Raw genomic sequence first — 22425 nt, forward strand, 5'->3', positions numbered from 1 at the left:
GCCAACCACTTATGCTCTTGCGAGGACTTTATGGCCCGTTTCGAATTGCAAAAACTCTACATCGATGGTGCTTACAGCGACGCCAGCAGCGACGCCACTTTCGAAGCCATCAACCCGGCTAACGGTGAAGTCCTCGCAAAAGTACAACGCGCAACCTTCGACGACGTCGAGCGCGCCGTCGTCAGCGCCGAAAAGGGCCAGAAAATCTGGGCCGCCATGACCGCCATGGAGCGTTCGCGCATCCTGCGTCGCGCCGTGGAAATCCTGCGCGAGCGCAACGACGAACTGGCCGCCCTGGAAACCCTGGACACCGGTAAATCGTTCTCCGAAACCAAGTACGTCGACATCGTTACCGGCGCTGACGTGCTGGAATACTACGCAGGCCTGGTGCCGGCCATCGAAGGCGAGCAGATTCCGCTGCGCACCACGTCGTTCGTCTACACCCGTCGCGAGCCGCTGGGCGTCGTGGCCGGTATCGGCGCGTGGAACTATCCGATCCAGATCGCCCTGTGGAAATCCGCACCGGCCCTGGCGGCCGGTAACGCGATGATCTTCAAGCCAAGCGAAGTCACCTCGCTGACCACCCTGAAGCTGGCCGAGATCTACACCGAAGCCGGCCTGCCAAACGGCGTGTTCAACGTCCTGACCGGCAGCGGCCGCGAAGTCGGCACTTGGCTGACCGAGCACCCGCGCATCGAGAAGATCTCGTTCACCGGCGGCACCGACACCGGCAAGAAAGTCATGGCCAGCGCTTCGGCTTCGTCGCTCAAAGACGTGACCATGGAACTGGGCGGCAAATCCCCGCTGATCATCTGCGACGACGCCGACCTCGATCGCGCCGCCGACACCGCGATGATGGCCAACTTCTACAGCTCCGGCCAGGTCTGCACCAACGGCACTCGCGTGTTCGTACCGGCTCACCTGAAAGCCGCTTTCGAAGCAAAGATCGCTGAGCGCGTTGCTCGCATCCGCATCGGTAACCCGGAAGACGAAAACACCAACTTCGGTCCGCTGGTCAGCTTCGCACACATGGAAAGCGTGCTGGGCTACATCGCCAAGGGCAAGGAAGAAGGCGCACGCGTTCTGTGCGGCGGCGAGCGTCTGACCGACGGCGAATTCGGCAAAGGCGCCTTCGTCGCGCCGACCGTGTTCACCGATTGCACCGACGACATGACCATCGTCCGTGAAGAAATCTTTGGCCCGGTGATGGCAATCCTGTCGTACGAAACCGAGGAAGAAGTGATCCGCCGCGCCAACGACACCGACTTCGGCCTGGCCGCCGGTATCGTCACCAAGGATCTGAACCGCGCGCACCGCGTGATTCATCAGCTGGAAGCCGGTATCTGCTGGATCAACGCCTGGGGCGAGTCCGACGCCAAGATGCCGGTCGGCGGCTACAAGCAGTCGGGTGTCGGCCGTGAGAACGGCATCAGCTCGCTGAACAACTTCACCCGCATCAAATCGGTACAGGTCGAACTGGGCGATTACGTCTCGGTGTTCTGATCTGACGCAGAACCTGAGGTTTGGGGGCCTTTTGTGGCGAGGGAGCTTGCTCCCGCTGGGCTGCGAAGCGGCCCCAATCCCAGGTTCCGCTTTCATTCAGACAGAACTCGGTCGCTGATTTGCGACTGCTGCGCAGCCGAGCGGGAGCAAGCTCCCTCGCCACAGTGAGTGACAGCTCGGCGACCGCGACCTGAACCAACTTCAAAGAGGGTGCATTCAATGTCCCAAGTATTCGATTACATCATCATCGGTGCCGGCTCGGCCGGTAACACCCTGGCGACCCGTCTGACTGAAGACGCAGGCGTCACCGTCCTGCTGCTCGAAGCGGGCGGCCCGGACTACCGTTTCGACTTCCGCACGCAAATGCCTGCGGCGCTGGCATTCCCGCTGCAAGGCCGTCGCTACAATTGGGCCTACGAAACCGATGCCGAGCCACACATGGACGGTCGTCGCATGGAGTGCGGTCGCGGCAAGGGCCTCGGTGGTTCCTCGCTGATCAACGGCATGTGCTACATCCGCGGCAACGCCATGGACTACGACGGCTGGGCGAAACTGCCAGGCCTGGAAGACTGGTCGTACCTCGATTGCCTGCCGTATTTCCGCAAAGCGGAAACCCGCGACATCGGCCCGAACGATTACCACGGTGGCGAAGGCCCGGTCAGCGTAACCACGCCGAAAGCCGGCAACAATCCGCTGTTCCACGCCATGGTTGAAGCCGGCGTGCAGGCCGGTTACCCGCGCACCGAAGACTTGAACGGCTACCAGCAGGAAGGCTTCGGCCCGATGGACCGCACCGTAACGCCGAAAGGTCGTCGTGCCTCCACCGCCCGTGGTTACCTGGACGTCGCCAAGAAACGTTCGACCCTGACCATCGTCACCCACGCCCTGACCGACAAGATCCTGTTCGACGGCAAGCGTGCGGTCGGCGTGCGTTACCTGGTTGGCGACGCTGAAGAGCGTGTCGAAGTCAAAGCGCGCAAGGAAGTGCTGTTGTGCTCCGGCGCCATCGCTTCGCCGCAGATCCTGCAACGCTCCGGCGTCGGCCCGGCCGAATTGCTGAACAAGCTCGACATTCCGGTGGTCCACGACCTACCGGGCGTCGGTGAAAACCTGCAGGATCACCTTGAGCTGTACCTGCAATACGCGTGCACCCAACCGGTCTCGCTGTACCCGTCGCTGCTCTGGTACAACCAGCCGGCCATCGGCGCCGAGTGGCTGTTCAACGGCACCGGCATCGGCGCCAGCAACCAGTTCGAAGCCGGCGGCTTCATCCGTACCCGTCCGGAATTCGAATGGCCGAACATCCAGTACCACTTCCTGCCGGTAGCGATTAACTACAACGGCAGTAACGGTGTGAAAGAGCACGGCTTCCAGGCGCACATGGGTTCCATGCGTTCGCCAAGCCGCGGGCGCATCCAGGCCAAGTCGAAAGACCCGCGCCAGCACCCGAGCATCCTGTTCAACTACATGGCCACCGAGCAGGACTGGCAGGAATTCCGCGACGGCATCCGCCTGACCCGTGAAATCATGCAGCAACCTGCACTGGACGCCTTCCGTGGTCGCGAGATAAGCCCGGGCATCGACGTGCAATCCGATGAGCAGTTGGACAAGTTCATCCGCGAACACGCCGAAACCGCGTTCCACCCGTCCTGCTCGTGCAAGATGGGCACCGACGAGATGGCCGTGGTCGATGGCGAAGGTCGCGTGCACGGCATGCAAGGCCTGCGCGTGGTCGATGCCTCGATCATGCCGATCATCACCACCGGCAACCTGAATGCACCGACGATCATGATGGCCGAGAAAATCGCCGACAAGATCCGTGGCCGCCAGCCGTTGCCGCGCAGCAAGGCCGACTACTACGTAGCAGGCGATGCGCCGGTGAAGGGCAAGCCGATGCGGGAAGTGGGTCTGACTGCTCACTAATAATCAGCGCCCTTGCTTCAATCAAAACCGCCAACCTTTATGGGTTGGCGGTTTTTTTTGGCTAACACAAACTCCGCACACCGAACAACAATCCTCACACCCAGTAACTAAAATCAAACAATACACTTAAACAAAACTCGTAACACTTGTATCCCCACGAACTTGATGACCTCCATTAATATCCGCGCCGCGCTTCAGCCAGATAAAAATAATTTCAATGGAGACCCAAAATGCCTGACATGAACTTCACTAAGGAAGTGAGTCATTTCCGAGAAAAAATATCCCAAGAAAAATCCATCATTCTGGATTTTAGTTACTTGGCCGGCGTTATTGAGTCCTGGTGGAAAAAAAACAACCTTCAAGAAACGCATATCTTGAAAACGCAATTGGTTAATCTATTTCTAACGTACCTACGCACCGAAGACACCTTCTATTTTGACAAAGTCGGACTAGCAAATGGGTGCGCGGCAGTCTGCATCAAAAACATATTCAGCTTTGATTCACCAAAACTGGCGCTAACCGTGCACGAGGCTTTGGCTGACCTGTTTCATCTCACTGACATAAAATACGATTACGAAGAACACAAAGCGCTGTATCTAAAACCTTCTGCAGAGAAATATCGGGAATGGGGCAATGGTCACGGCGATATCACACCACACTCCGATGACTTGTATGAAAACCTGAGCGTTGACTACCTGGCGCTGACCGTTTGCCGCGACGTTACAAAAACTCCCACCGCCTATTATTTCCCAAGTGATTTACTGTGCGACTTAAGCGACGAGGAAGTGCACGAATTATTAACGATGCAAGCAACGTTTATTTCCGGCAAAAACGTCAGCGGCTTAAAAGAAAGGGTTCGTCACGTCGTTGAGTATTCCGAACTCTGCGGCTTTCAGTTTTCGCTGGATTTCCGAATTGATTCGGAGAACGGTGAGCGGATGCGCGCAAAAAATGGCGGCCAGCATGTGCTGGACAAAATCCGCGTTGGCCTGCCGAATGCAAGACACCATGTTTCAACAGCCGAAACCGGCACGTTCCTGATCGTAGCCAACCACAAGATACTGCATGCCCGTCCAATGCTGAACATCGATGCCAACGAGGCTCGCGATCAAGCGCACAACTCGACTTTCAACACAACGCCGCGACTACTGTTCCGGAGCAAGGGTCCTAGAAAACAATACTTCCCGCTGGATGAAACAACCTATACGCAGGACGCAAGTTGATGGCGATTCCAAATACCTCCACCCGATCCACGTCTGCCCAAGTTTTTAATGAAGGCGCGCGCGATTCAATAACGTTTGGCGCCGCGTTCATTTTTCTGTACTTATCCATAGGTATTTTAAGCGCAACACAATCCTTATCATTATCTCAATCGTTAGCAACGACTTTATTAATATTCTCCACCCCACTACAGTTTTTGCTAATACAAAGCCATAGCGACGGATGGATACTGCTCCCAATAATCGTGGCGCTCAATGCTCGCTTCGTATTAATGTCCGCGACACTTGCTCCCTACATAAGAAATACTTCCACCAGCAAAACCATGGCCTCCTTGATTCTGATCACACCCTCGATATTTACGGGCTGCCTCACTCGCTTCAAACGGAAAGCGGATCATCCGTTCACTTACATGATTGGCCTCGGCCTTCCAATATTTGGCGTATCGATAATCTGCACCTACATCGGCTTCATCGCCGGAGCAGCGCTCACCTCACCGGTCATCTATGCAGCAATGACACTTCTATTGCCCTTACAATTCACCGCTTTGGCCGGTAAGCATTGGCCCCACTATTCAGAAGTATCGAGTTATTGGCTAGGCTTTATCGGAGCGCCACTACTCGTCTACCTATTCAAGGACTACAGCTTGCTCTGCACGCCATTTATAATCGGTGGATTAATTGTGCTAATTGAAAATAATTACAAAAAACGACGTGGTGTAGCGCCATGACGATCTGGCTTCTTATTGCATTTTCCGCCATTACCGCCCTTGCATTTCGTGCTCTTCCATTTGCCTTCAAAAACAGCAACGCACTGACGCAAACCCAAGGTTCCTTTTATCGATTCATCAGCTACAGCGCACAAGCAATGTTGGGAGTCATCATTTACGACACTGCATTCAACAAAAGAGATGTTCTGACCCTGATTGAGCAATTTGACACGCTGGATGCACTGAAGCTGTTCTTGCTGGTCGGCACCTTCCTCGCGGTCGCAAAAACTAGAAAAATTCTGCCTGCTTTTTTTGCAAGCCTATTCATTTATGTTGCAGCTTTCATTTATTTGAACGGCTGAAAGCAGTCCTTTGCCAGACAGTGGGATTGTTCGCGAGCTAGCCGCAATGGCTATTCGCGAACTAAATCATCAGCCAAGTCGTCACGCGCCGGCTGCAGCTCTTAATCCTTCCCGAGTCCGATCCAAACTTGATCCTCCCCCCGCGCAGGCCTACTCTAGCGCCACGCAATCGTTTCACCCCTCCCCTCGCAACACCGCTTCACCGTCACTCCATACCAAGGAGGTTCCCGAATGTTCGATTTCCACCCCCAGCTCAAGCAGCGCTTTGCTGCGTTGCGCACGGGCGCTGAATTCTTTTCCCTGCGTTATGTGCGCGAGTCCGGCCAGTACCTGTCGGTGCGCAAGAACGTCGCCGAACCGCCAAGCCTGAGCCGTGATGAAGGGGCAATGCTGACCGTGCGGGTCAACGGCGTCGAAGCCTATGCCGCGACCAACGATCTGTCGCAACAAGGCCTGCAAGCGGCGCTGGAGCGAGCCGAGCAACAAGCCCGTCGACTCAAGCCCCACGCCCTGCTGGACCTGCGCGAACAAGCCGTTTCGAGTGACCGCGCCGATTATTTTTCGCCGAACCTCGACCAGCCATTCCCGTCCCTGAGCGATTGCTACCAATTGCTCGGTACGGAATCCGCCGCTGTTCCAAAGGACGAGCGCCTGGTGAACTGGCAGGTGAGCATCGGCATCACCCACGTCGAGCAGATTTACCTCAACAGCGCCGGTGCCGAACTGCGCCAAGCCCAGCATTTCGTCTATCCCGGGCTGGAGGTCACTGCCTACGACGGTAGCGACAGCCAGACCCGCACTCTCGGCCGGGAAAACTTCGGCCAACAGGGTGGCTTTGATGTCATCAGCCGCTGCGGATTGATCGGTGCCGGAGTAAAAATCGCCGATCAGGCGTTGCAATTGCTGCTTGCGCCGAATACACCGCAAGGTCCGCGCGACCTGCTGCTGATGCCCGACCAGATGATGCTGCAAATCCACGAGTCCATCGGCCACCCGCTGGAACTGGACCGCATCCTCGGCGACGAACGCAATTACGCCGGCACCAGTTTCGTCAAAGCCGAAGACTTCGGCCACCTGCAATACGGTTCGAAACTGCTGAACGTGACCTTCGATCCGGATATCCCCGAACAGCTCGCCAGCTACGGCCATGACGACGACGGCACAGCCGCCAGCAAACAATTCCTGATTCGCGAAGGCCTGTTGTTGCGGCCATTGGGCGGAGCGCTGTCGCAATTCCGCGCCGGCATGGATGGCGTCGCCAATAGCCGCGCGTGTGGCTGGAATCGTCCGCCGATCGACCGCATGGCCAACCTGAACATCGAGCCGGGCGATCAACCGCTGGAACAGCTGATCGGCAACATCGAGCACGGCATCCTGATGAGCACCAACCGTTCGTGGTCAATCGACGATGCGCGCAACAAGTTCCAGTTCGGCTGCGAATGGGGCCAGTTGATCGAAAACGGCGAACTCAAGGGCGTGGTGAAAAACCCGAACTACCGGGCGATTTCCGCGCAGTTCTGGAAGAGCCTCAGCGCCGTCGGCGATGCCAACACCTTCAAGGTTCTCGGCACGCCGAACTGCGGCAAGGGCGAGCCGAATCAGGTCATTCGTGTCGGCCACGCGTCGCCAGCGTGCGTGTTCAGCAACGTTGATGTATTTGGGGGAGACGCCTGATGAGCACTTCAAAATCTCAGGCCGAGTCGTTCAAGGCCTTGGTCGCCGGATTGCGCGCAGCACTGCACGAACCGGAGCAATTCACCCTCAGTTATGCCGCCGAATCGTCAGCCTTCGTGCGTTTCAATCACGCCAAGGTGCGGCAGGCCGGGCAGGTGCAGCAGGCGAGCATCGGCCTGAAACTGATCAACGATGGTCGCCACGCCGATCTGCAGATCACCTTGGCGGGCGACCCTGAAGTCGACCTTCAGCGTCTGGCCGAAGGTCTGCAACAGCTGCGCGAAACCTTGCCGTTGCTGCCAAAGGACCCGTACCTGCTGCTCAACCACAACGGCTGGAAAAGCAAGAACGTGCAGGAACACCCGCTGCCGGACACTGAGCAAGCAGTCGCCGAAATCACCCAGGCCGCTGAAGGGCTGGACATGGTCGGCTTTTATGCTGCCGGCCCGATCAGCCGTGGTTTCGCCAGTTCCGCCGGAGCGTTCGGCTGGCATCAGGCCAACAGCTTCAATTTCGACTTCAGCCTGTTCCACGAAAACGGTCAGGCGGTGAAAGCCAGCTATGCCGGACATGACTGGAGCAGCGAAGGCTTTGCCAAGCGCTTCCAACAGGCCCGTGAGCAGCTTGAGTTTCTGGGGCGGCCGCTACGCACCCTGCCGCCGGGCCAATACCGCGCCTACCTCGCGCCGGCCGCACTGGAAGAAATCATGGGCATGCTGTGCTGGGGCGGGTTTTCCGCGCAGTCGATTGCCAGCAAGAGCAGTCCGCTGCAGAAGCTCTACGCGGGCGATCAACACTTCAGCCCGCTGATCTCGCTGGATGAAAAAGTCAGTGGTTCGCTGAGCCCGGCATTCTCTGACGAAGGCTATCCACGCAGCGATCTGAAGTTGATTGCCGAGGGTCAGGCCGGTGCTCAACTGGTCGGCTCACGAAGCGCCGCCGAATACGGCTTGACCGCCAATGGTGCCAGCGGCGGCGAATCGCCGAGTGCGTTGAACTTGAAGGCCGGGGAATTGGCTGAGGCGGACATCCTCAAACAACTGGGCACCGGTTTGTACATCAGCAACCTGTGGTACCTGAACTTCTCGGATCAACCGGCGGCGCGCCTGACCGGCATGACACGGTTTGCGACTTTCTGGGTCGAGAACGGCGAGATACAAGCGCCGGTCAGCACCATGCGTTTCGATGACAGCGCGTTCAGCCTGCTGGGTTCGCAGTTGGAAGCGTTGACCGAGGAGCGCGAAATGTTGCTGTCGGCGAGTACCTACAGCCAGCGGGCGACGGCTTCTGCGTTGTTGCCTGGGGCGCTCGTTAGCCGATTGACTCTGACGCTGTAAACACAACACGCCTGTGGCGAGGGAGCTTGCTCCCGCTGGGCTGCGAAGCAGCCCCAAAACCCGCAAGTCCGGTTCACCTGGAAGACCACACAAACCGGATTTACGACTGCTGCGCAGCCGAGCGGGAGCAAGCTCCCTCGCCACAGGGGCCGAGCACTATTTGACTCAGAGGTCCCATGCCCAACCGCCCGCCTCTCGATCCTGTCACCGCCCGCTGGGTGCCGTGGGTCGTCGCCATCGCGTTTTTCATGCAGTCCCTCGACGGGACGATCCTCAACACCGCCCTGCCCGCCATGGCCAGCGACCTGGCCGAAGACCCACTGCGCATGCAAGGGGTGATCATCGCCTACATGCTCACCGTCGCCTTGCTGATCCCCGCCTCAGGCTGGATCGCGGATCGCTTCGGCACCAAGAAAATCTTCTTCAGCGCGATTCTGCTATTCAGCTTCGGCTCGTTGCTCTGCGCATTGTCGACCACCCTCACCCAGTTGATCGGCGCCAGGATAATCCAGGGCCTGGGCGGTGCGCTGATGCTACCGGTCGGGCGATTGGTGGTACTGCGTGCCTACCCGCGTTCGGAACTGGTGCGGATCATGGGCTTCATCACCATTCCCGGCCTGCTCGGCCCGCTGATCGGCCCGACCATGGGCGGCTGGATGGTGCAATACCTGACGTGGCACTGGATCTTCCTGATCAATCTGCCGGTCGGCGTGATTGGCTGTTACGCCGTGTGGAAATTCATCCCCGACCTGCGCGGCTCCGAACGCACTCGCTTCGATAGCCTGGGTTTCGTGCTGTTCGGCGCGGCGATGATCCTGATCACCGTCGCCATGGAAGGCCTCGGCGAACTGCACTTGCCGCACCTGCGGGTGATGCTGCTGTTGTTCGGCGGGATGGCGTGTCTGGCAGCGTACTGGCTGCGCGCCGGGCACATCGACAATCCGCTGTTCGCGCCGTCGCTGTTCAAGACCCGGACTTTTGCCGTGGGCATTCTCGGAAATCTGTTCGCCCGCCTCGGCAGCGGCGCCCTGCCGTTCCTGGTGCCATTGCTGCTGCAAGTGGCGCTGGGGTATTCGCCGTCTCAAGCGGGGATGAGCATGCTGCCGCTGGCGGCGGCGGCGATGATCGCCAAGTGGGTGGCGCGGCCGCTGATCGAACGCTTGGGCTACCGCATCGTGTTGACCGGCAACACCCTGGCGCTGGGGATCATGCTGGCGAGCATGGGCTTGGTCAGTGAGCAGACGCCGTACTGGCTGCTGTTGTGTCTGCTGGCGATCCTGGGCGCGATCAACTCCTTGCAGTTCACCGCGATGAACACCGTGACCCTGATCGACCTCGACGATGCCAGCGCCAGCAGCGGCAACAGTCTGCTGTCGGTGGTCGCACAACTGTCGTTGAGCCTTGGCGTTGCGTGCGCCGGTGCATTGCTGGGCGGGTTCACGGCGGAGATTGGAAACGACGGTGTAGACACGGTTCTGGGTGCCTTCCAGCTGACATTCGTGACGGTAGGCATCATGGCGATGCTGGCCGCGACGATCTTTTCCCAGCTCTCAAAGGAAGACGGACGGCGCGTCAAACGTCCGGAACAGCACATCGAACCTTAGGGCGAATGGCCATCGGACTGGTACACTGCGCGACATTTTGTTTTGCAGGCCAGTCCCGTGACCACCATCGCCACCGAATTTAATACTTTGCCGCTGTCCGCCGCCATGCTGGCTAACCTCGACTCCCTCGGTTATGCCCAGATGACGCCGATCCAGGCGCAAAGCTTGCCGGTGATCCTCAAGGGGATGGACCTGATCGCCCAGGCCAAGACCGGCAGCGGCAAGACCGCCGCGTTCGGCATCGGCCTGTTGAACCCGATCAATCCGCGCTACTTCGGTTGCCAGGCCCTCATCCTCTGCCCGACCCGCGAGCTGGCTGACCAGGTCGCCAAGGAAATCCGTCGTCTGGCCCGTGCCGAAGACAACATCAAGGTCCTGACCCTGTGCGGCGGCGTGTCCCTCGGCCCGCAGATTGCTTCGCTGGAACACGGTGCGCACATCATCGTCGGCACGCCGGGGCGCATTCAGCAGCACTTGCGCAAGGGCTCGCTGGTCCTTCACGGCCTGAACACGCTGATCCTCGACGAAGCCGACCGCATGCTCGACATGGGCTTCTACGATTCCATCGAAGAAATCATCATGCAGTCCCCGGAGCGTCGCCAGACGTTGCTGTTCTCGGCCACGTACCCGGTGGGCATCAAGCAACTGGCCTCGAAGTTCATGCGCAACCCGCAGCAAGTGAAGGCCGAAGCGTTCCACGACGACACGCAGATCGAGCAGCGCTTCTACGAGATTTCCCCGGAAGAGCGCATGAGCGCAGTAACCAAGATCCTCGGCCACTTCCGCCCGGCGTCCTGCGTGGCGTTCTGCTACACCAAGCAGCAGGTCCAGGAAACCGTCGACCACCTGACCGCCAAAGGCATCTCCGCCGTCGGCCTGCACGGCGATCTGGAACAGCGTGACCGCGACCAGGTGCTGGCGATGTTCGCCAACCGCAGCACTTCGGTACTGGTCGCCACCGACGTCGCCGCCCGTGGTCTGGACATCGATTCGCTGGACATGGTGATCAACGTCGAGCTGGCCCGTGACTCGGAAATCCACATCCACCGCGTCGGCCGTACCGGTCGTGCCGGTGAGAAAGGCCTGGCGATCAGCCTGGTCGCGCCGTCCGAAGCGCAGCGCGCTCAAGCCATCGAACAATTGCAGAAGTCGCCATTGACCTGGGATCAGGTGGACAATCTCGTCTCTCAGGGTGGCGGTCCGCTGCTGCCGCAGATGAGCACCCTGTGCATCGGCGCCGGCCGCAAAGACAAGGTTCGTCCGGGCGACATCCTTGGCGCTCTGACGGGTGATGCCGGCATTCCGGGCGCCCAGGTCGGCAAGATCGCAATTTTCGACTTCCAGGCCTACGTGGCAGTGGATCGCGGCGTTGCCAAGCAGGCCTTGCAGCGCTTGAACGACGGCAAGATCAAGGGCCGTTCGTTGCGCGTGCGTATTTTGTAAGCGATCTTCGACCCAACGAAGATCCCCTGTGGGAGCGGGCTTGCTCGCGAATGCAATCTGTCAGTTAGCCTATTGGTTGACTGACACACCGCTTTCGCGAGCAAGCCCGCTCCCACAGTTTGTTTTGTGGTGAAACACTGTGAGGACACCGTTTTGCGCTCTACCGAAGTCGTGATCATTGGCGCTGGCGCCGCAGGGTTGATGTGTGCGCTGACCGCCGCCGGGCGCGGGCGCAAGGTGCTGTTGCTCGACCATGCCAACAAGGCCGGCAAGAAAATCCTGATGTCGGGCGGCGGCCGCTGCAACTTCACCAACATGTATACCGAGCCGAGCAATTTCCTCTCGCAAAACGCGCACTTCTGCAAATCGGCCTTGGCCCGCTATACCCAGTGGGATTTCATCGGCATGGTCGCCAAGCACGATGTGCCCTACCACGAGAAAAAACTCGGCCAGTTGTTTTGCGATAACAAATCCAGCGACATCCTCGAAATGCTGTTGAACGAGTGCGATCAGGTCGGCGTCAGCCTGCACCTGGACACGTCGATCCAGACCATCGAGAAGCTTGAGAAAGGTTATTTGCTCGACACGACGCTCGGGCAGGTGACGTGCGAATCGCTGGTGATCGCCACCGGCGGCCTGTCGATCCCGACCCTCGGCGCCACCGGTTTCGGCTATCAGGTGGCCAAGCAATTCGGCCACGACCTGCTGCCGACCCGCGCCGGTCTGGTGCCGTTCACCATCACCGATCAGCTCAAGGAATTGTGCACCGAGCTGTCCGGCACCTCGGTGGATTGCCTGGTGAGCTGCAATGACCAAAGCTTCCGCGAGAACATCCTGTTCACCCACCGCGGCCTCAGCGGCCCGGCGATTTTGCAGATTTCTTCGTTCTGGGAATCCGGTGACACGGTCGAGATCAACCTGATGCCGGATCATGACGTACCGAGCTGGCTGCAACAGCAACAAGCCGAGCGTCCCAACAGCGAGCTGAAAACCCTGCTTGGGGAAATCTTCACCAAGAAGATGGCCAATCTGCTGGCGGACAACTGGTTTGTCTCCAAGCCGATGAAGCAATACACCCACGCAGAAATTGCCGAGATCGCCGAAAAACTGGCGAGCTGGAAAGTCGTGCCGGCGGGCACGGAAGGCTACCGGACTGCGGAAGTGACACTGGGCGGCGTGGACACCAACGAGGTGTCATCCAAGACCATGGAATCGCTGAAAAGCCCGGGGCTGTACTTCATCGGTGAAGTGCTGGACGTGACCGGGCATCTGGGTGGTTTCAACTTCCAGTGGGCATGGGCTTCGGGGTACGCGGCTGCGCAGTACGTCTGACCAACTGGCGTACACAAAACAACTGTGGGAGCGGGCTTGCTCGCGAAAGCGTCGGATCAGTCAACATTGATGTTGAATGACACACCGCCTTCGCGAGCAAGCCCGCTCCCACATTGGGTCTGTGATGATTTGCAGAGTGTATTCGCACAAGGAAGGAACAAATTTTGCTGCCCAATGTGATCGGCGCCATTGCGTCGGCGTCATTAGTGGCTCAATTTAGCGTCATCGCCTCGGAAGGCCTTCGCATTTCATGTCATCGACTTCGTTTCGTCAGTCTCTGCGTCGCCTTTGGGCGCTGGATAAGTTCAGCTACAGCGTGCGGGTATTCATCGCCCTGACCGGCACCATGGCGCTGTGTTGGTATCAGGATGAAATGGGGCTGCTGATCCCGTTGTTCCTCGGGATTATCGCCAGTGCCCTGGCCGAGACCGACGACAGTTGGCAGGGCCGCCTCAATGCGCTTGCAGTGACGCTGGTGTGTTTCGCCGTCGCCGCCCTGTCCGTCGAACTGCTGTTCCCCTATCCCATTCTTTTCATCATTGCCTTCGCCCTCGCCGCGTTCTGCCTGACCATGCTCGGCGCCCTCGGCGAACGCTATGGCGCGATTGCCTCGGCGACCCTGATCCTGTCGGTCTACACCATGATCGGCGTGGACCAGCGCGGTGGTGCGGTCACCGATTTCTGGCACGAACCGGTGCTGCTGGTGGCCGGTGCGGCCTGGTACGGCTTGCTCTCGGTGTTGTGGCAGGCGCTGTTTTCCAATCAACCGGTGCAGCAAAGCCTGGCACGGTTGTTCCGGGAGTTGGGTTTTTACCTGAAATTGAAATCGTCGCTGTTCGAGCCGATCCGGCAGATGGACGTGGAAGCACGCCGACTGGAACTGGCGCAACAGAACGGTCGCGTGGTCGCGGCACTGAACGCCGCCAAGGAAATCATCCTGCACCGAGTCGGCAACGGTCGGCCGGGATCGAAAGTCAGCCGTTACCTGAAGCTGTACTTCCTCGCCCAGGACATCCACGAGCGCGCCAGTTCTTCGCACTACCCTTACAACGCGCTGGCCGATGCGTTCTTCCACAGCGACGTGCTGTTCCGCTGTCAGCGCTTGCTGCGCCAGCAAGGCAAGGCCTGCCGGGCGCTGGCCGAGTCGATCCAGTTGCGCCAGCCGTTCATCTATGACGCCAGCTTCGCCGAAGCCCTGGGCGACCTGCACGCCTCCCTCGAACACCTGCGCATCCAGAGCAATCCAGCCTGGCGCGGTTTGCTGCGTTCGTTGCGAGCGCTGGCGGCGAACCTTGGCACCCTCGACCGTTTGCTCAGCGACGCCAGCAACCCCGACGCCCTCGCCGACGCCACCGACAGCAGCCTGCTCGACCGTTCGCCGCGCAACCTCAAGGACGTCTGGATACGCTTGCGTACGCAGCTGACGCCGACATCGCTGCTGTTCCGTCATGCCCTGCGCTTGCCCCTGGCCTTGAGCATCGGCTACGCGATGGTGCATTTGATCCACCCGTCCCAAGGTTACTGGATCATCCTCACCACGCTGTTTGTCTGCCAACCGAACTACGGCGCCACCCGGCGCAAGCTCGGTCAGCGGATCATCGGCACCGCCATCGGCCTGACCCTGGCGTGGGCGCTGTTCGATCTGTTCCCCAATCCGCTGATCCAGTCCTGCTTCGCCATCGCCGCCGGGATCGTATTCTTTACCAACCGCACCACCCGCTACACCCTGGCGACGGCGGCAATCACCTTGATGATTCTGTTCTGCTTCAACCAGGTCGGTGACGGCTACGGGCTGTTCCTGCCGCGGTTGTTCGATACCTTGCTCGGCAGCCTGATCGCGGGGCTCGCGGTGTTCCTGTTCCTGCCGGACTGGCAGGGTCGGCGCCTGAACAAAGTGCTGGCCAACACCCTGACCTGCAACAGCATTTACCTGCGTCAGATCATGCAGCAATACGCCGCCGGCAAAAGCGACGACCTGGCCTATCGCCTGGCCCGCCGCAACGCGCACAACGCCGACGCGGCGCTGTCGACCACTTTGGCCAACATGCTGATGGAGCCGGGGCATTTCCGTAAGGAAGCGGATGTAGGGTTCCGTTTTCTGGTGCTGTCGCACACCTTGCTCAGTTACTTGTCAGGCCTCGGCGCGCATCGGGAAACCCAGTTACCGCAGGATGTGCGCGAACACTTGATCGAAGGAGCCGGTGTGAAACTGGCCAGCAGCATCGACGAAATCGCCCAGGGGCTGGCGAGCAAATCCGTCATTGCCATTCAGAGTGATGAAGAGGAAGCGCTGGCCAATACGCTTGAGCAGATGCCTGACGAAATCGATGAAGGCCAACGATTGGTACAGACACAACTGGCCTTGATCTGCCGGCAGTTGGGGCCGCTGCGCACACTGGCGGCGCATTTGATCAAGGATACGAGTGAGGACTGATGGCTGCGGTGTGGTGGTGGACGTCATCGCTGGCAAGCCAGCTCCCACAGGGAGTTGTGTTAGACCCAAATCCTATGTAAACCACCAGACACTGTGGGAGCTGGCTTGCCAGCGATGAGGCCAGCCGCTCAACCTCACATCCCATGCTGCTTCATCAACCGCGCATAACTCCCATCCGCCTTCATCGCCGCAATCTCGCGGTCGAAACCGGCGACGATCTGCTCATGCTGGGGGTTCTTCAGGCTGACCAGAATGTGCAGGCTGTTCTCGCTCAACGGCTTGGGCAGAAACTCCACGGCATTGCGCACCTTGGCAGGCTCGCGGGCCAGGTAATAACGCGCGACGTATTCGTCCTCCAGCGTCAGCTTGACCCTGTCGGCAGCCACCATGCGCACAGCCATCGCAAAACTGTGCACCGGGATTTTCTGCAGTGATTCGTCCTCGTCAAAGGCCGGTGAATAGGCGTAGCCGCGCACCACGGCAATCGGGTACGTGTGCAGTTGCTGCAGATTGTTGAATTCGATCGGTGCGTCTTTGCGCTTGAGAAAGCGCACGCGATTGACCAGGTACTCACCGGAAAACTGCCCGAGCTTGGTGCGTTCATCGGTGTACCAGGCGTTCACCAATACGTCGTAGCGGCCCTCGCCCACTCCCAGCAAGGCCCGCGCCCAAGGCACCTGTTCAAAATCACTGGCAAAGCCGGCCCGCGCCAGCGCGGTGCTGACAATATCCGTGGCCAACCCGCCATTGACCAGCGTGGCGTCGGTAAAAGGCGGCCAGGCATCAGCCACCAGACGCAGCTTTTCTGCTGCAGCGTGTTGAGTCAGCAACAGCAATCCAATCAAAGCAAAGGCTTGATGCAATCGCGGCATGCTAGAAAATCCTTAGCGGGCGGGCTGCCCGACGTGTTTTCAGCCAAAACTCCAAGCCCCGTACCGGCACACCCAGGCACTAAACGTTAGCTCATTGAAGCCACTGCACATCGCTTGATTCCAGATTACACAAAGAAGGCAGCGGCGCGCGAAATGAATGATGGCATTTTGGTCTTTATCACAGATTTCTCCGCCATAAAGACATCCAGCGTCAGGACGCTTAGTATCGGAGGGACGTTTTCAGGGAATCAAAACATGACAATCGAATGGGTCTGCAAACACCACAGCGATCTGGGCAAAGAACAGCTGTACGCCATTTTGCAGTTGCGTGACGAGGTGTTCGTCGTCGAGCAGAAGTGCATTTATCAGGATATCGATGGCCAGGATCTGGCAGGTGATACCTGCCATTTGATGGGTTGGGACGGGGATCGACTGGTAGCGTACCTGCGCTTGCTTGATCCCGAGCTACAGGGCGGTGATGTGGTCATCGGCCGGGTTGTGACCGCGCCGCTGGGCCGGGGCAAAGGGTTGGGCCACATAATGATGGAGAAGGCGCTGGTGCAGGCTGAAAAACGCTGGCCTGAGACGCCGATCTATCTCTCGGCCCAGGCGCATTTGCAGGGGTATTACGGGCGATACGGGTTTGTGGTGGCGGGCGAGGAGTTTGTCGAGGATGGCATTCCGCATATCGGGATGCGTCGTTCCTGAGGGCCCCATCGCGGGCAAGCCCGCTCCCACAGGTTTTATAACTTACTCAAAATCTGTATTCACTGGAGATCCCTGTGGGAGTGAGCCTGCTCGCGATGACGTCAGCAGCCGCGCCACCAATCTCAGGGATACTCCAGCACTGCCTTGACCTGCCGCAGATTACGCTCGATCCACCCCCGATCAATCGCCCCCCACTCGCGAATCCGATAGCGTCCGGCATGGTTGCGTGCGCCTTCTTCCTGCTCGAACTCGCAGATGATATCCAGATCCGCAAGCGCAGCGATGGTGTCCTGGGCGGTGCGGCGCGGCATGCCGGTGACTTCGGTCAGCGCCGGGACGCTGCTGGCCAGACCGCTGTCGATCAGGTACGCCACGTACAAGCGGCGGTAGAAGCTGCTCTTGGTCTTGCTTACGTCAGTCACGTTCGCTCCTTTCTGGAAGATCAAATCGCAGTCTGCAAATCCCGCCACGTCAGGTACACCCGCACATCGAACTCCACCTGGTGATAGCCCGGCTGCATGTGTTCGCACAGCTTGTAGAACGCCTTGTTGTGATCCGACTCTTTGAAATGCGCCAGCTCGTGCACCACGATCATTTTCAGAAACTCCGACGGCGCTTCCTTGAACAACGAAGCAACGCGGATTTCTTTCTTCGCCTTGAGTTTGCCGCCCTGCACCCGAGAGATCGTGGTGTGCAGGCCGAGGGCGCGGTGGGTCAGGTCGAGGCGGTTATCGAACAGCACTTTGTCGATGGTCGGAGCGTTACGCAAATACGCCTGCTTGAGGTCCAGCGCGTAGGTGTACAGCGCCTTGTCGCTCTGCACGCTGTGCTGTTCTGGGTAACGCTTGCTCAAGTATTCGCCAAGCCGACCGTCAGCGATCAACTGACGCACCTGATCCTGCAACGAAGCGGGATAAGCCTGGAGGTATTTCAACGCGGTCATCGCAGCGGCAACACAAATAACGAAAAGGTCGCCAGTGTAGCGAATTCAGCGGGTGAGCGCGCTCCAGTCGAAGGGCTGCACAAAGTGCCCGGTGTCTTCGGCCATCATCGGCCGCGCCACCAGAAACCCCTGCACATACTCACAACCATTGGCTTGCAACCACTCGTATTGCGCCACGGTTTCCACGCCTTCGGCGATCACCAGCATGTCGTACTGTTTGCACAGCTCAATCACATTGCGCACCAGCGCTGCGTCCCGCGACGACTCGGGCAGTCGCGCGATCAAATGGCGGTCGAGTTTGAGCGTATCCAGTTCCAGGTCGCGCAAATGCGCCAGCGAGCATGGCCCGGTACCGAAATCATCCAGCGCCACCCTGACGCCCAATCCGCGCAGCAAACGCAGCTGCTTGCGGGTCTCTTCCGGGTTGTGCATCAAGGCGTCTTCCGTCACCTCGACTTCCAGATGACGCGGTTGCAAACCATGACGCTCCAGCACCTGACGCAACTCGGTGACCAGATTCGGCATGGCGAACTGACTGCCGCTCAAACTGACGCCCAGCACCAGGTCCTCGGCAAACAGCGCTTCCCAGGCTTTGCGTTGCCCGGCGCCGCGCTGGTAAATCCAGCTGCCCAGGCGACTGATCAACCGCGCTTCTTCCAGCAACGGTAAAAACAGCCCCGGCGGCACGTCGCCGACGCTCGGATGCTGCCAACGCAGCAGGGCTTCAAACCCGCGAATCTGCCCGCCGACAATGGCTACCTGCGGCTGATAAACGAGGTTGAAGTCACGGTTCTCGATAGCGTCGCGCACGCTTTCTTCGAGCATCAGCCGCGAGCGGGCCCGGCCGTTCATTTCGTGATCGTAGAAGCGATATTGCTGGCGACCGGCGCGTTTGGCTTCGTACATCGCGATGTCTGAAGCCCGCAGCAAACCGTCCAGATTCGCTCCGCAATCGGGGAACGTGGCAATGCCGATGCTCGCGCCCAAGGCGATATCCAGACCGTCGATCTGCTGACAGATCGACACGCGCTCAATCAGTTTCTCGGCAATCTTCGCCGCTTGTTCGGGGAACTCCAGATCCAGCAATGCGGTGAATTCGTCACCGCCCATGCGCGCCAGAATGTCGAAGGGCCGCAGGCAAGCTTTCAACTGCTCGGACACCCAGCGCAGCACCCGATCGCCGGCATCGTGACCGAGAGAATCATTGACCCGTTTGAAGCCATCGAGGTCCAGGTACATCAGGACCCAGGTGCTGTCGGTGCGTTCGCCACGCAGCAACAGGTTTTCCACGGTCTGGTAAAAGCCTCGGCGGTTGAGCAACCCGGTCAGCGGATCAGTGACGGCCTGGAATTCGAGTTGCTTGTGCAGGTGTCGCACCACCGACATGTCCAGCACCGTCACCACCATGGCGTGCTGCTCGGCGGGTAACGGCGCACACGACAGCGCCACCGGCACCTGCTGGCCGGGCGCGGTACGCAGCAACGCATCGTGCAAACGAAATGTCTCGCCGCGCTTGTACCCGGCCAGCAGGTCGGATTCGGCCCACACCGGGATATGCGGCTTTTGCAGGAAATCCAGAAACTCCTTGCCTTGCAGCTCCTGCACCGTGGCATTGAGCAGGCGCGACATCGCCGGATTGGCGAAGCGGATCAGACCGTCCTCGCTCACCACCAGGATGCCTTCGGCGGCGTTCTCCAGCACCGAGGCATTGAAGGCGCGAGCGACCTCCAGGTCATGGCTCAGGCGCTGCAAGGCCCGACGATTGCGCTGATGCTCCAGCAGCGCCTGGACCTTGGGCTTGAGAATCTGCGGATCGAACGGTTTGAACAGGTAATCCACCGCGCCACTGGCATAGCCCTTGATCACGGCGTCCTGGGATTGCTCGTTGGCGGTCAGGAAAATGATCGGCGTGAGGCGGGTCCGTTGGCTGCCGCGCATCAGGCGCGCCACTTCAAAACCGTCCATGCCCGGCATCTGCACGTCCAGCAGCACCAGGTCGACATCGTGTTCGAGCAACAGACTGAGGGCCTCGAAACCCGAGGCAGCCGTAATGACCTGCCAGTCCTGGCGCTGCAACAACGCGCGCATGCTGATCAGATTCTCAGGGTAATCATCGACTATTAATAACGTTGAGTTGCCGTCAGTTGGCCGGGGCTGCGCGCATTCCATGCTGCTTCTCTATGTTCGGGACAGGCCGGCTTCTCGTGAAAACCGGACAAATACTAACCACCACTCTAGACCTGGATCCACAAAAGCAGAAGCTATCAGTACGCCACCATCTAACTAAAGGGTTAATTCGCCGACTAACGGTCGTCCCCACAGCCCGCTAAAACCGGGAAAGATGGCCTTTTAACAGGATTTTGACGTCATCCATCTGTCAGTCCGTCATTAACAAAACGGCCGCCTACGCTTATAAAGACCGCCCTCCAAGGCGCGTGCTAGAGCTTCTGGCACGTGCGTGCAGCACAATTCGTGGAAGCTATTTTTATGATCGACCTCGCAACCTGGAACCTCAGTGTTCCCGTCGGCAGCCCGCCGTACACCGTTGAAACGTCAAAATTGGTGGACGGCTTCAAGGATCAATACTTCCACTCCGACACCGGCACGCTGTTTTTCTGGTCCCCGGTAACCGGCTCAAAGACTGAAAACGCCATCTATCCACGCACCGAACTGCGCGAAACCTACAGCAACGGCACGCTGCGCAACTGGTACTACCCGGATGCCGACAACCTGCTGCATGCCACGCTGGCGGTGAATCAGGTGCCGAGCTCGGGCAAAATCGTCATCGGGCAGATCCATGCCTATAACAGCCAGAAGCCGCTGGTGAAGGTCGAATACCAATACAAGACCAAAACAGAGACCGGCAACATTGTCGCCAAGGTGCGCATGCGCCCGGATGATGACGAAGGCCGGGTCATCACCATCGCCACCGGCGTGAAACTCGACCGCGAGTTTTCCTACCTTATTCACCTCAGCCCTGGCGGTGCGCTGGGCATCAGTGCCGCGGGCTATCAGTGGGACACCAACATCAGTGCGACCTGGCGCGACAAGCCGCTGTACTTCAAGGCTGGGGTGTATGTGCAAGACAACACCGGGTACACCAGTGAGGGCGGGAAAGTGACGTTCAGCAAGCTGGATATTGATCACGACAAGTAGCCGAAACGCGCCCACAAAAAACCCGCCTCTCGGCGGGTTTTTCATACGAATTAAACGCGGCGGGTCTTAGTTGACCTTGGCGTTCAACTCACCTTTCAGGTAACGCTGATACATCGCTTCCAGGGAGATCGGCTTGATCTTCGAAGCGTTGCCGGCGGTGCCGAAGGCTTCGTAACGGGCGATGCACACGTCGCGCATGGCGGTTACGGTGGCGCCGAAGAATTTACGCGGGTCGAACTCGCTCGGGTTGGTGGCCATCAGGCGACGCATCGCGCCGGTGGACGCCAGGCGCAGGTCGGTGTCGATGTTGACCTTGCGCACGCCGTACTTGATGCCTTCGACGATTTCTTCAACCGGTACGCCGTAGGTTTCTTTGATGTCGCCGCCGTACTGGTTGATGATCGCCAGCCACTCTTGCGGAACCGAAGACGAACCGTGCATCACCAGGTGAGTGTTCGGGATGCGCTTGTGGATCTCTTTGATACGGTCGATCGCCAACACGTCGCCGGTAGGTGGCTTGGTGAACTTGTAAGCGCCGTGGCTGGTGCCGATGGCGATGGCCAAGGCATCGACCTGAGTGCGTTTGACGAAGTCAGCGGCTTCTTCCGGGTCGGTCAGCATCTGGCTGTGATCCAGAACGCCTTCGGCGCCGATGCCGTCTTCTTCACCGGCCATGCCGGTTTCCAGCGAACCCAGGCAACCCAGCTCGCCCTCTACCGAAACGCCGCAGGCGTGAGCCATGGCTACGGTTTGCTGGGTAACGCGGACGTTGTAGTCGTAGTCGGTCGGGGTCTTGCCGTCTTCGCCCAGGGAACCGTCCATCATTACCGAGCTGAAGCCCAGTTGAATGGAGCGCTGGCAAACGTCAGGGCTGGTGCCGTGGTCCTGGTGCATGCACACCGGGATGTGCGGGAATTCTTCGATGGCTGCCAGGATCAGGTGACGCAGGAACGGTGCGCCGGCGTATTTGCGAGCACCGGCCGAAGCCTGGACGATCACCGGGGAGTCAGTCTTGTCAGCGGCTTCCATGATGGCGCGCATCTGCTCAAGGTTGTTGACGTTGAAGGCTGGAACGCCGTAGCCGAACTCGGCTGCGTGGTCCAGCATCTGGCGCATGCTGATAAGTGCCATTGTGTGTGTCTCTCCCGGTTGAGGGTCGTTAATCGTGCCAGCCTGCCGGAGCGGCGGCGGCTATTCAAGTTATTGC

At 59.2% G+C, this 22425-nt stretch carries 18 protein-coding genes; 13 read left to right on the forward strand and 5 right to left on the reverse strand.

The window, feature by feature from the left end:
- Positions 1 to 30 precede the first annotated feature (30 nt).
- The 11 genes from betB to yccS all read left to right on the forward strand — a co-directional run bounded on the left by betB (position 31) and on the right by yccS (position 15539).
- Complete coding sequence (betB, locus tag V6Z53_RS00380; protein WP_338583610.1) at positions 31 to 1503, forward strand: betaine-aldehyde dehydrogenase; 1473 nt, start codon at positions 31 to 33, stop codon at positions 1501 to 1503.
- Positions 1504 to 1722: 219 nt separating this feature from the next.
- Positions 1723 to 3426, forward strand: coding sequence for a choline dehydrogenase (betA, locus tag V6Z53_RS00385; protein WP_338583611.1), 1704 nt, complete (start codon positions 1723 to 1725; stop codon positions 3424 to 3426).
- 230 nt (positions 3427 to 3656) lie between these two features.
- A complete protein-coding gene (locus V6Z53_RS00390; RefSeq protein WP_338583612.1) occupies positions 3657 to 4649 on the forward strand; it encodes a hypothetical protein in 993 nt (330 codons plus the stop codon).
- On the forward strand, positions 4649 to 5374 hold the full coding sequence (locus tag V6Z53_RS00395; protein ID WP_338583613.1) for an AzlC family ABC transporter permease: 726 nt from the start codon (positions 4649 to 4651) through the stop codon (positions 5372 to 5374). Before V6Z53_RS00390 ends, V6Z53_RS00395 begins: the two co-directional genes overlap by 1 nt.
- Positions 5371 to 5715, forward strand: a complete 345-nt coding sequence (locus V6Z53_RS00400; protein WP_338583614.1) for an AzlD domain-containing protein — start codon at positions 5371 to 5373, stop codon at positions 5713 to 5715. Before V6Z53_RS00395 ends, V6Z53_RS00400 begins: the two co-directional genes overlap by 4 nt.
- A gap of 231 nt (positions 5716 to 5946) precedes the next feature.
- Complete coding sequence (locus tag V6Z53_RS00405) at positions 5947 to 7389, forward strand: TldD/PmbA family protein (protein WP_338583615.1); 1443 nt, start codon at positions 5947 to 5949, stop codon at positions 7387 to 7389.
- On the forward strand, positions 7389 to 8726 hold the full coding sequence (locus tag V6Z53_RS00410; RefSeq protein ID WP_338583616.1) for a TldD/PmbA family protein: 1338 nt from the start codon (positions 7389 to 7391) through the stop codon (positions 8724 to 8726). Before V6Z53_RS00405 ends, V6Z53_RS00410 begins: the two co-directional genes overlap by 1 nt.
- A gap of 176 nt (positions 8727 to 8902) precedes the next feature.
- The gene (mdtD, locus tag V6Z53_RS00415) at positions 8903 to 10330 is read left to right on the forward strand and encodes a multidrug transporter subunit MdtD (protein ID WP_338583617.1); all 1428 of its coding nucleotides are present in this window, start codon (positions 8903 to 8905) and stop codon (positions 10328 to 10330) included.
- Positions 10331 to 10435: 105 nt separating this feature from the next.
- Entirely contained in the window at positions 10436 to 11773 is a 1338-nt protein-coding gene (gene dbpA / locus V6Z53_RS00420; RefSeq protein ID WP_338586594.1) for an ATP-dependent RNA helicase DbpA, read from the forward strand.
- A gap of 153 nt (positions 11774 to 11926) precedes the next feature.
- On the forward strand, positions 11927 to 13105 hold the full coding sequence (locus tag V6Z53_RS00425) for an NAD(P)/FAD-dependent oxidoreductase (protein ID WP_338583618.1): 1179 nt from the start codon (positions 11927 to 11929) through the stop codon (positions 13103 to 13105).
- 250 nt (positions 13106 to 13355) lie between these two features.
- Complete coding sequence (gene yccS / locus V6Z53_RS00430; RefSeq protein ID WP_338583619.1) at positions 13356 to 15539, forward strand: YccS family putative transporter; 2184 nt, start codon at positions 13356 to 13358, stop codon at positions 15537 to 15539.
- A 134-nt stretch (positions 15540 to 15673) separates the two neighbouring features.
- Here the strand turns inward: yccS and V6Z53_RS00435 are convergent, their stop codons facing one another.
- Positions 15674 to 16411: a transporter substrate-binding domain-containing protein gene (locus tag V6Z53_RS00435; RefSeq protein WP_338583620.1), complete on the reverse strand. Its 738-nt coding sequence runs from the start codon at positions 16409 to 16411 to the stop codon at positions 15674 to 15676.
- Positions 16412 to 16666: 255 nt separating this feature from the next.
- Between V6Z53_RS00435 and V6Z53_RS00440 the strand changes: the two genes are divergently transcribed.
- Positions 16667 to 17119: a GNAT family N-acetyltransferase gene (locus V6Z53_RS00440; RefSeq protein WP_338583621.1), complete on the forward strand. Its 453-nt coding sequence runs from the start codon at positions 16667 to 16669 to the stop codon at positions 17117 to 17119.
- 122 nt (positions 17120 to 17241) lie between these two features.
- Here V6Z53_RS00440 and V6Z53_RS00445 read toward each other — a convergent pair whose 3' ends face one another.
- From V6Z53_RS00445 to V6Z53_RS00455, 3 genes are read right to left on the reverse strand one after another with little or no spacing between them, the layout of a single operon-like run.
- Positions 17242 to 17541, reverse strand: coding sequence for a winged helix-turn-helix domain-containing protein (locus V6Z53_RS00445; protein WP_338583622.1), 300 nt, complete (start codon positions 17539 to 17541; stop codon positions 17242 to 17244).
- 20 nt (positions 17542 to 17561) lie between these two features.
- On the reverse strand, positions 17562 to 18062 hold the full coding sequence (locus V6Z53_RS00450; protein WP_338583623.1) for a M48 family metallopeptidase: 501 nt from the start codon (positions 18060 to 18062) through the stop codon (positions 17562 to 17564).
- Positions 18063 to 18107: 45 nt separating this feature from the next.
- Positions 18108 to 20231: an EAL domain-containing protein gene (locus tag V6Z53_RS00455; protein ID WP_338583624.1), complete on the reverse strand. Its 2124-nt coding sequence runs from the start codon at positions 20229 to 20231 to the stop codon at positions 18108 to 18110.
- 318 nt (positions 20232 to 20549) lie between these two features.
- Here V6Z53_RS00455 and V6Z53_RS00460 point away from each other — a divergent pair, with 318 nt between their 5' ends.
- Positions 20550 to 21218, forward strand: coding sequence for a polysaccharide lyase family 7 protein (locus V6Z53_RS00460; RefSeq protein WP_338583625.1), 669 nt, complete (start codon positions 20550 to 20552; stop codon positions 21216 to 21218).
- Between the two features lie 66 nt (positions 21219 to 21284).
- Here the strand turns inward: V6Z53_RS00460 and fba are convergent, their stop codons facing one another.
- On the reverse strand, positions 21285 to 22349 hold the full coding sequence (fba, locus tag V6Z53_RS00465; protein WP_007913760.1) for a class II fructose-bisphosphate aldolase: 1065 nt from the start codon (positions 22347 to 22349) through the stop codon (positions 21285 to 21287).
- Positions 22350 to 22425: the final 76 nt, after the last annotated feature.

Origin of the sequence: Pseudomonas sp. MAG733B, from assembly GCF_036884845.1 — a bacterium.
Lineage (GTDB): Bacteria > Pseudomonadota > Gammaproteobacteria > Pseudomonadales > Pseudomonadaceae > Aquipseudomonas.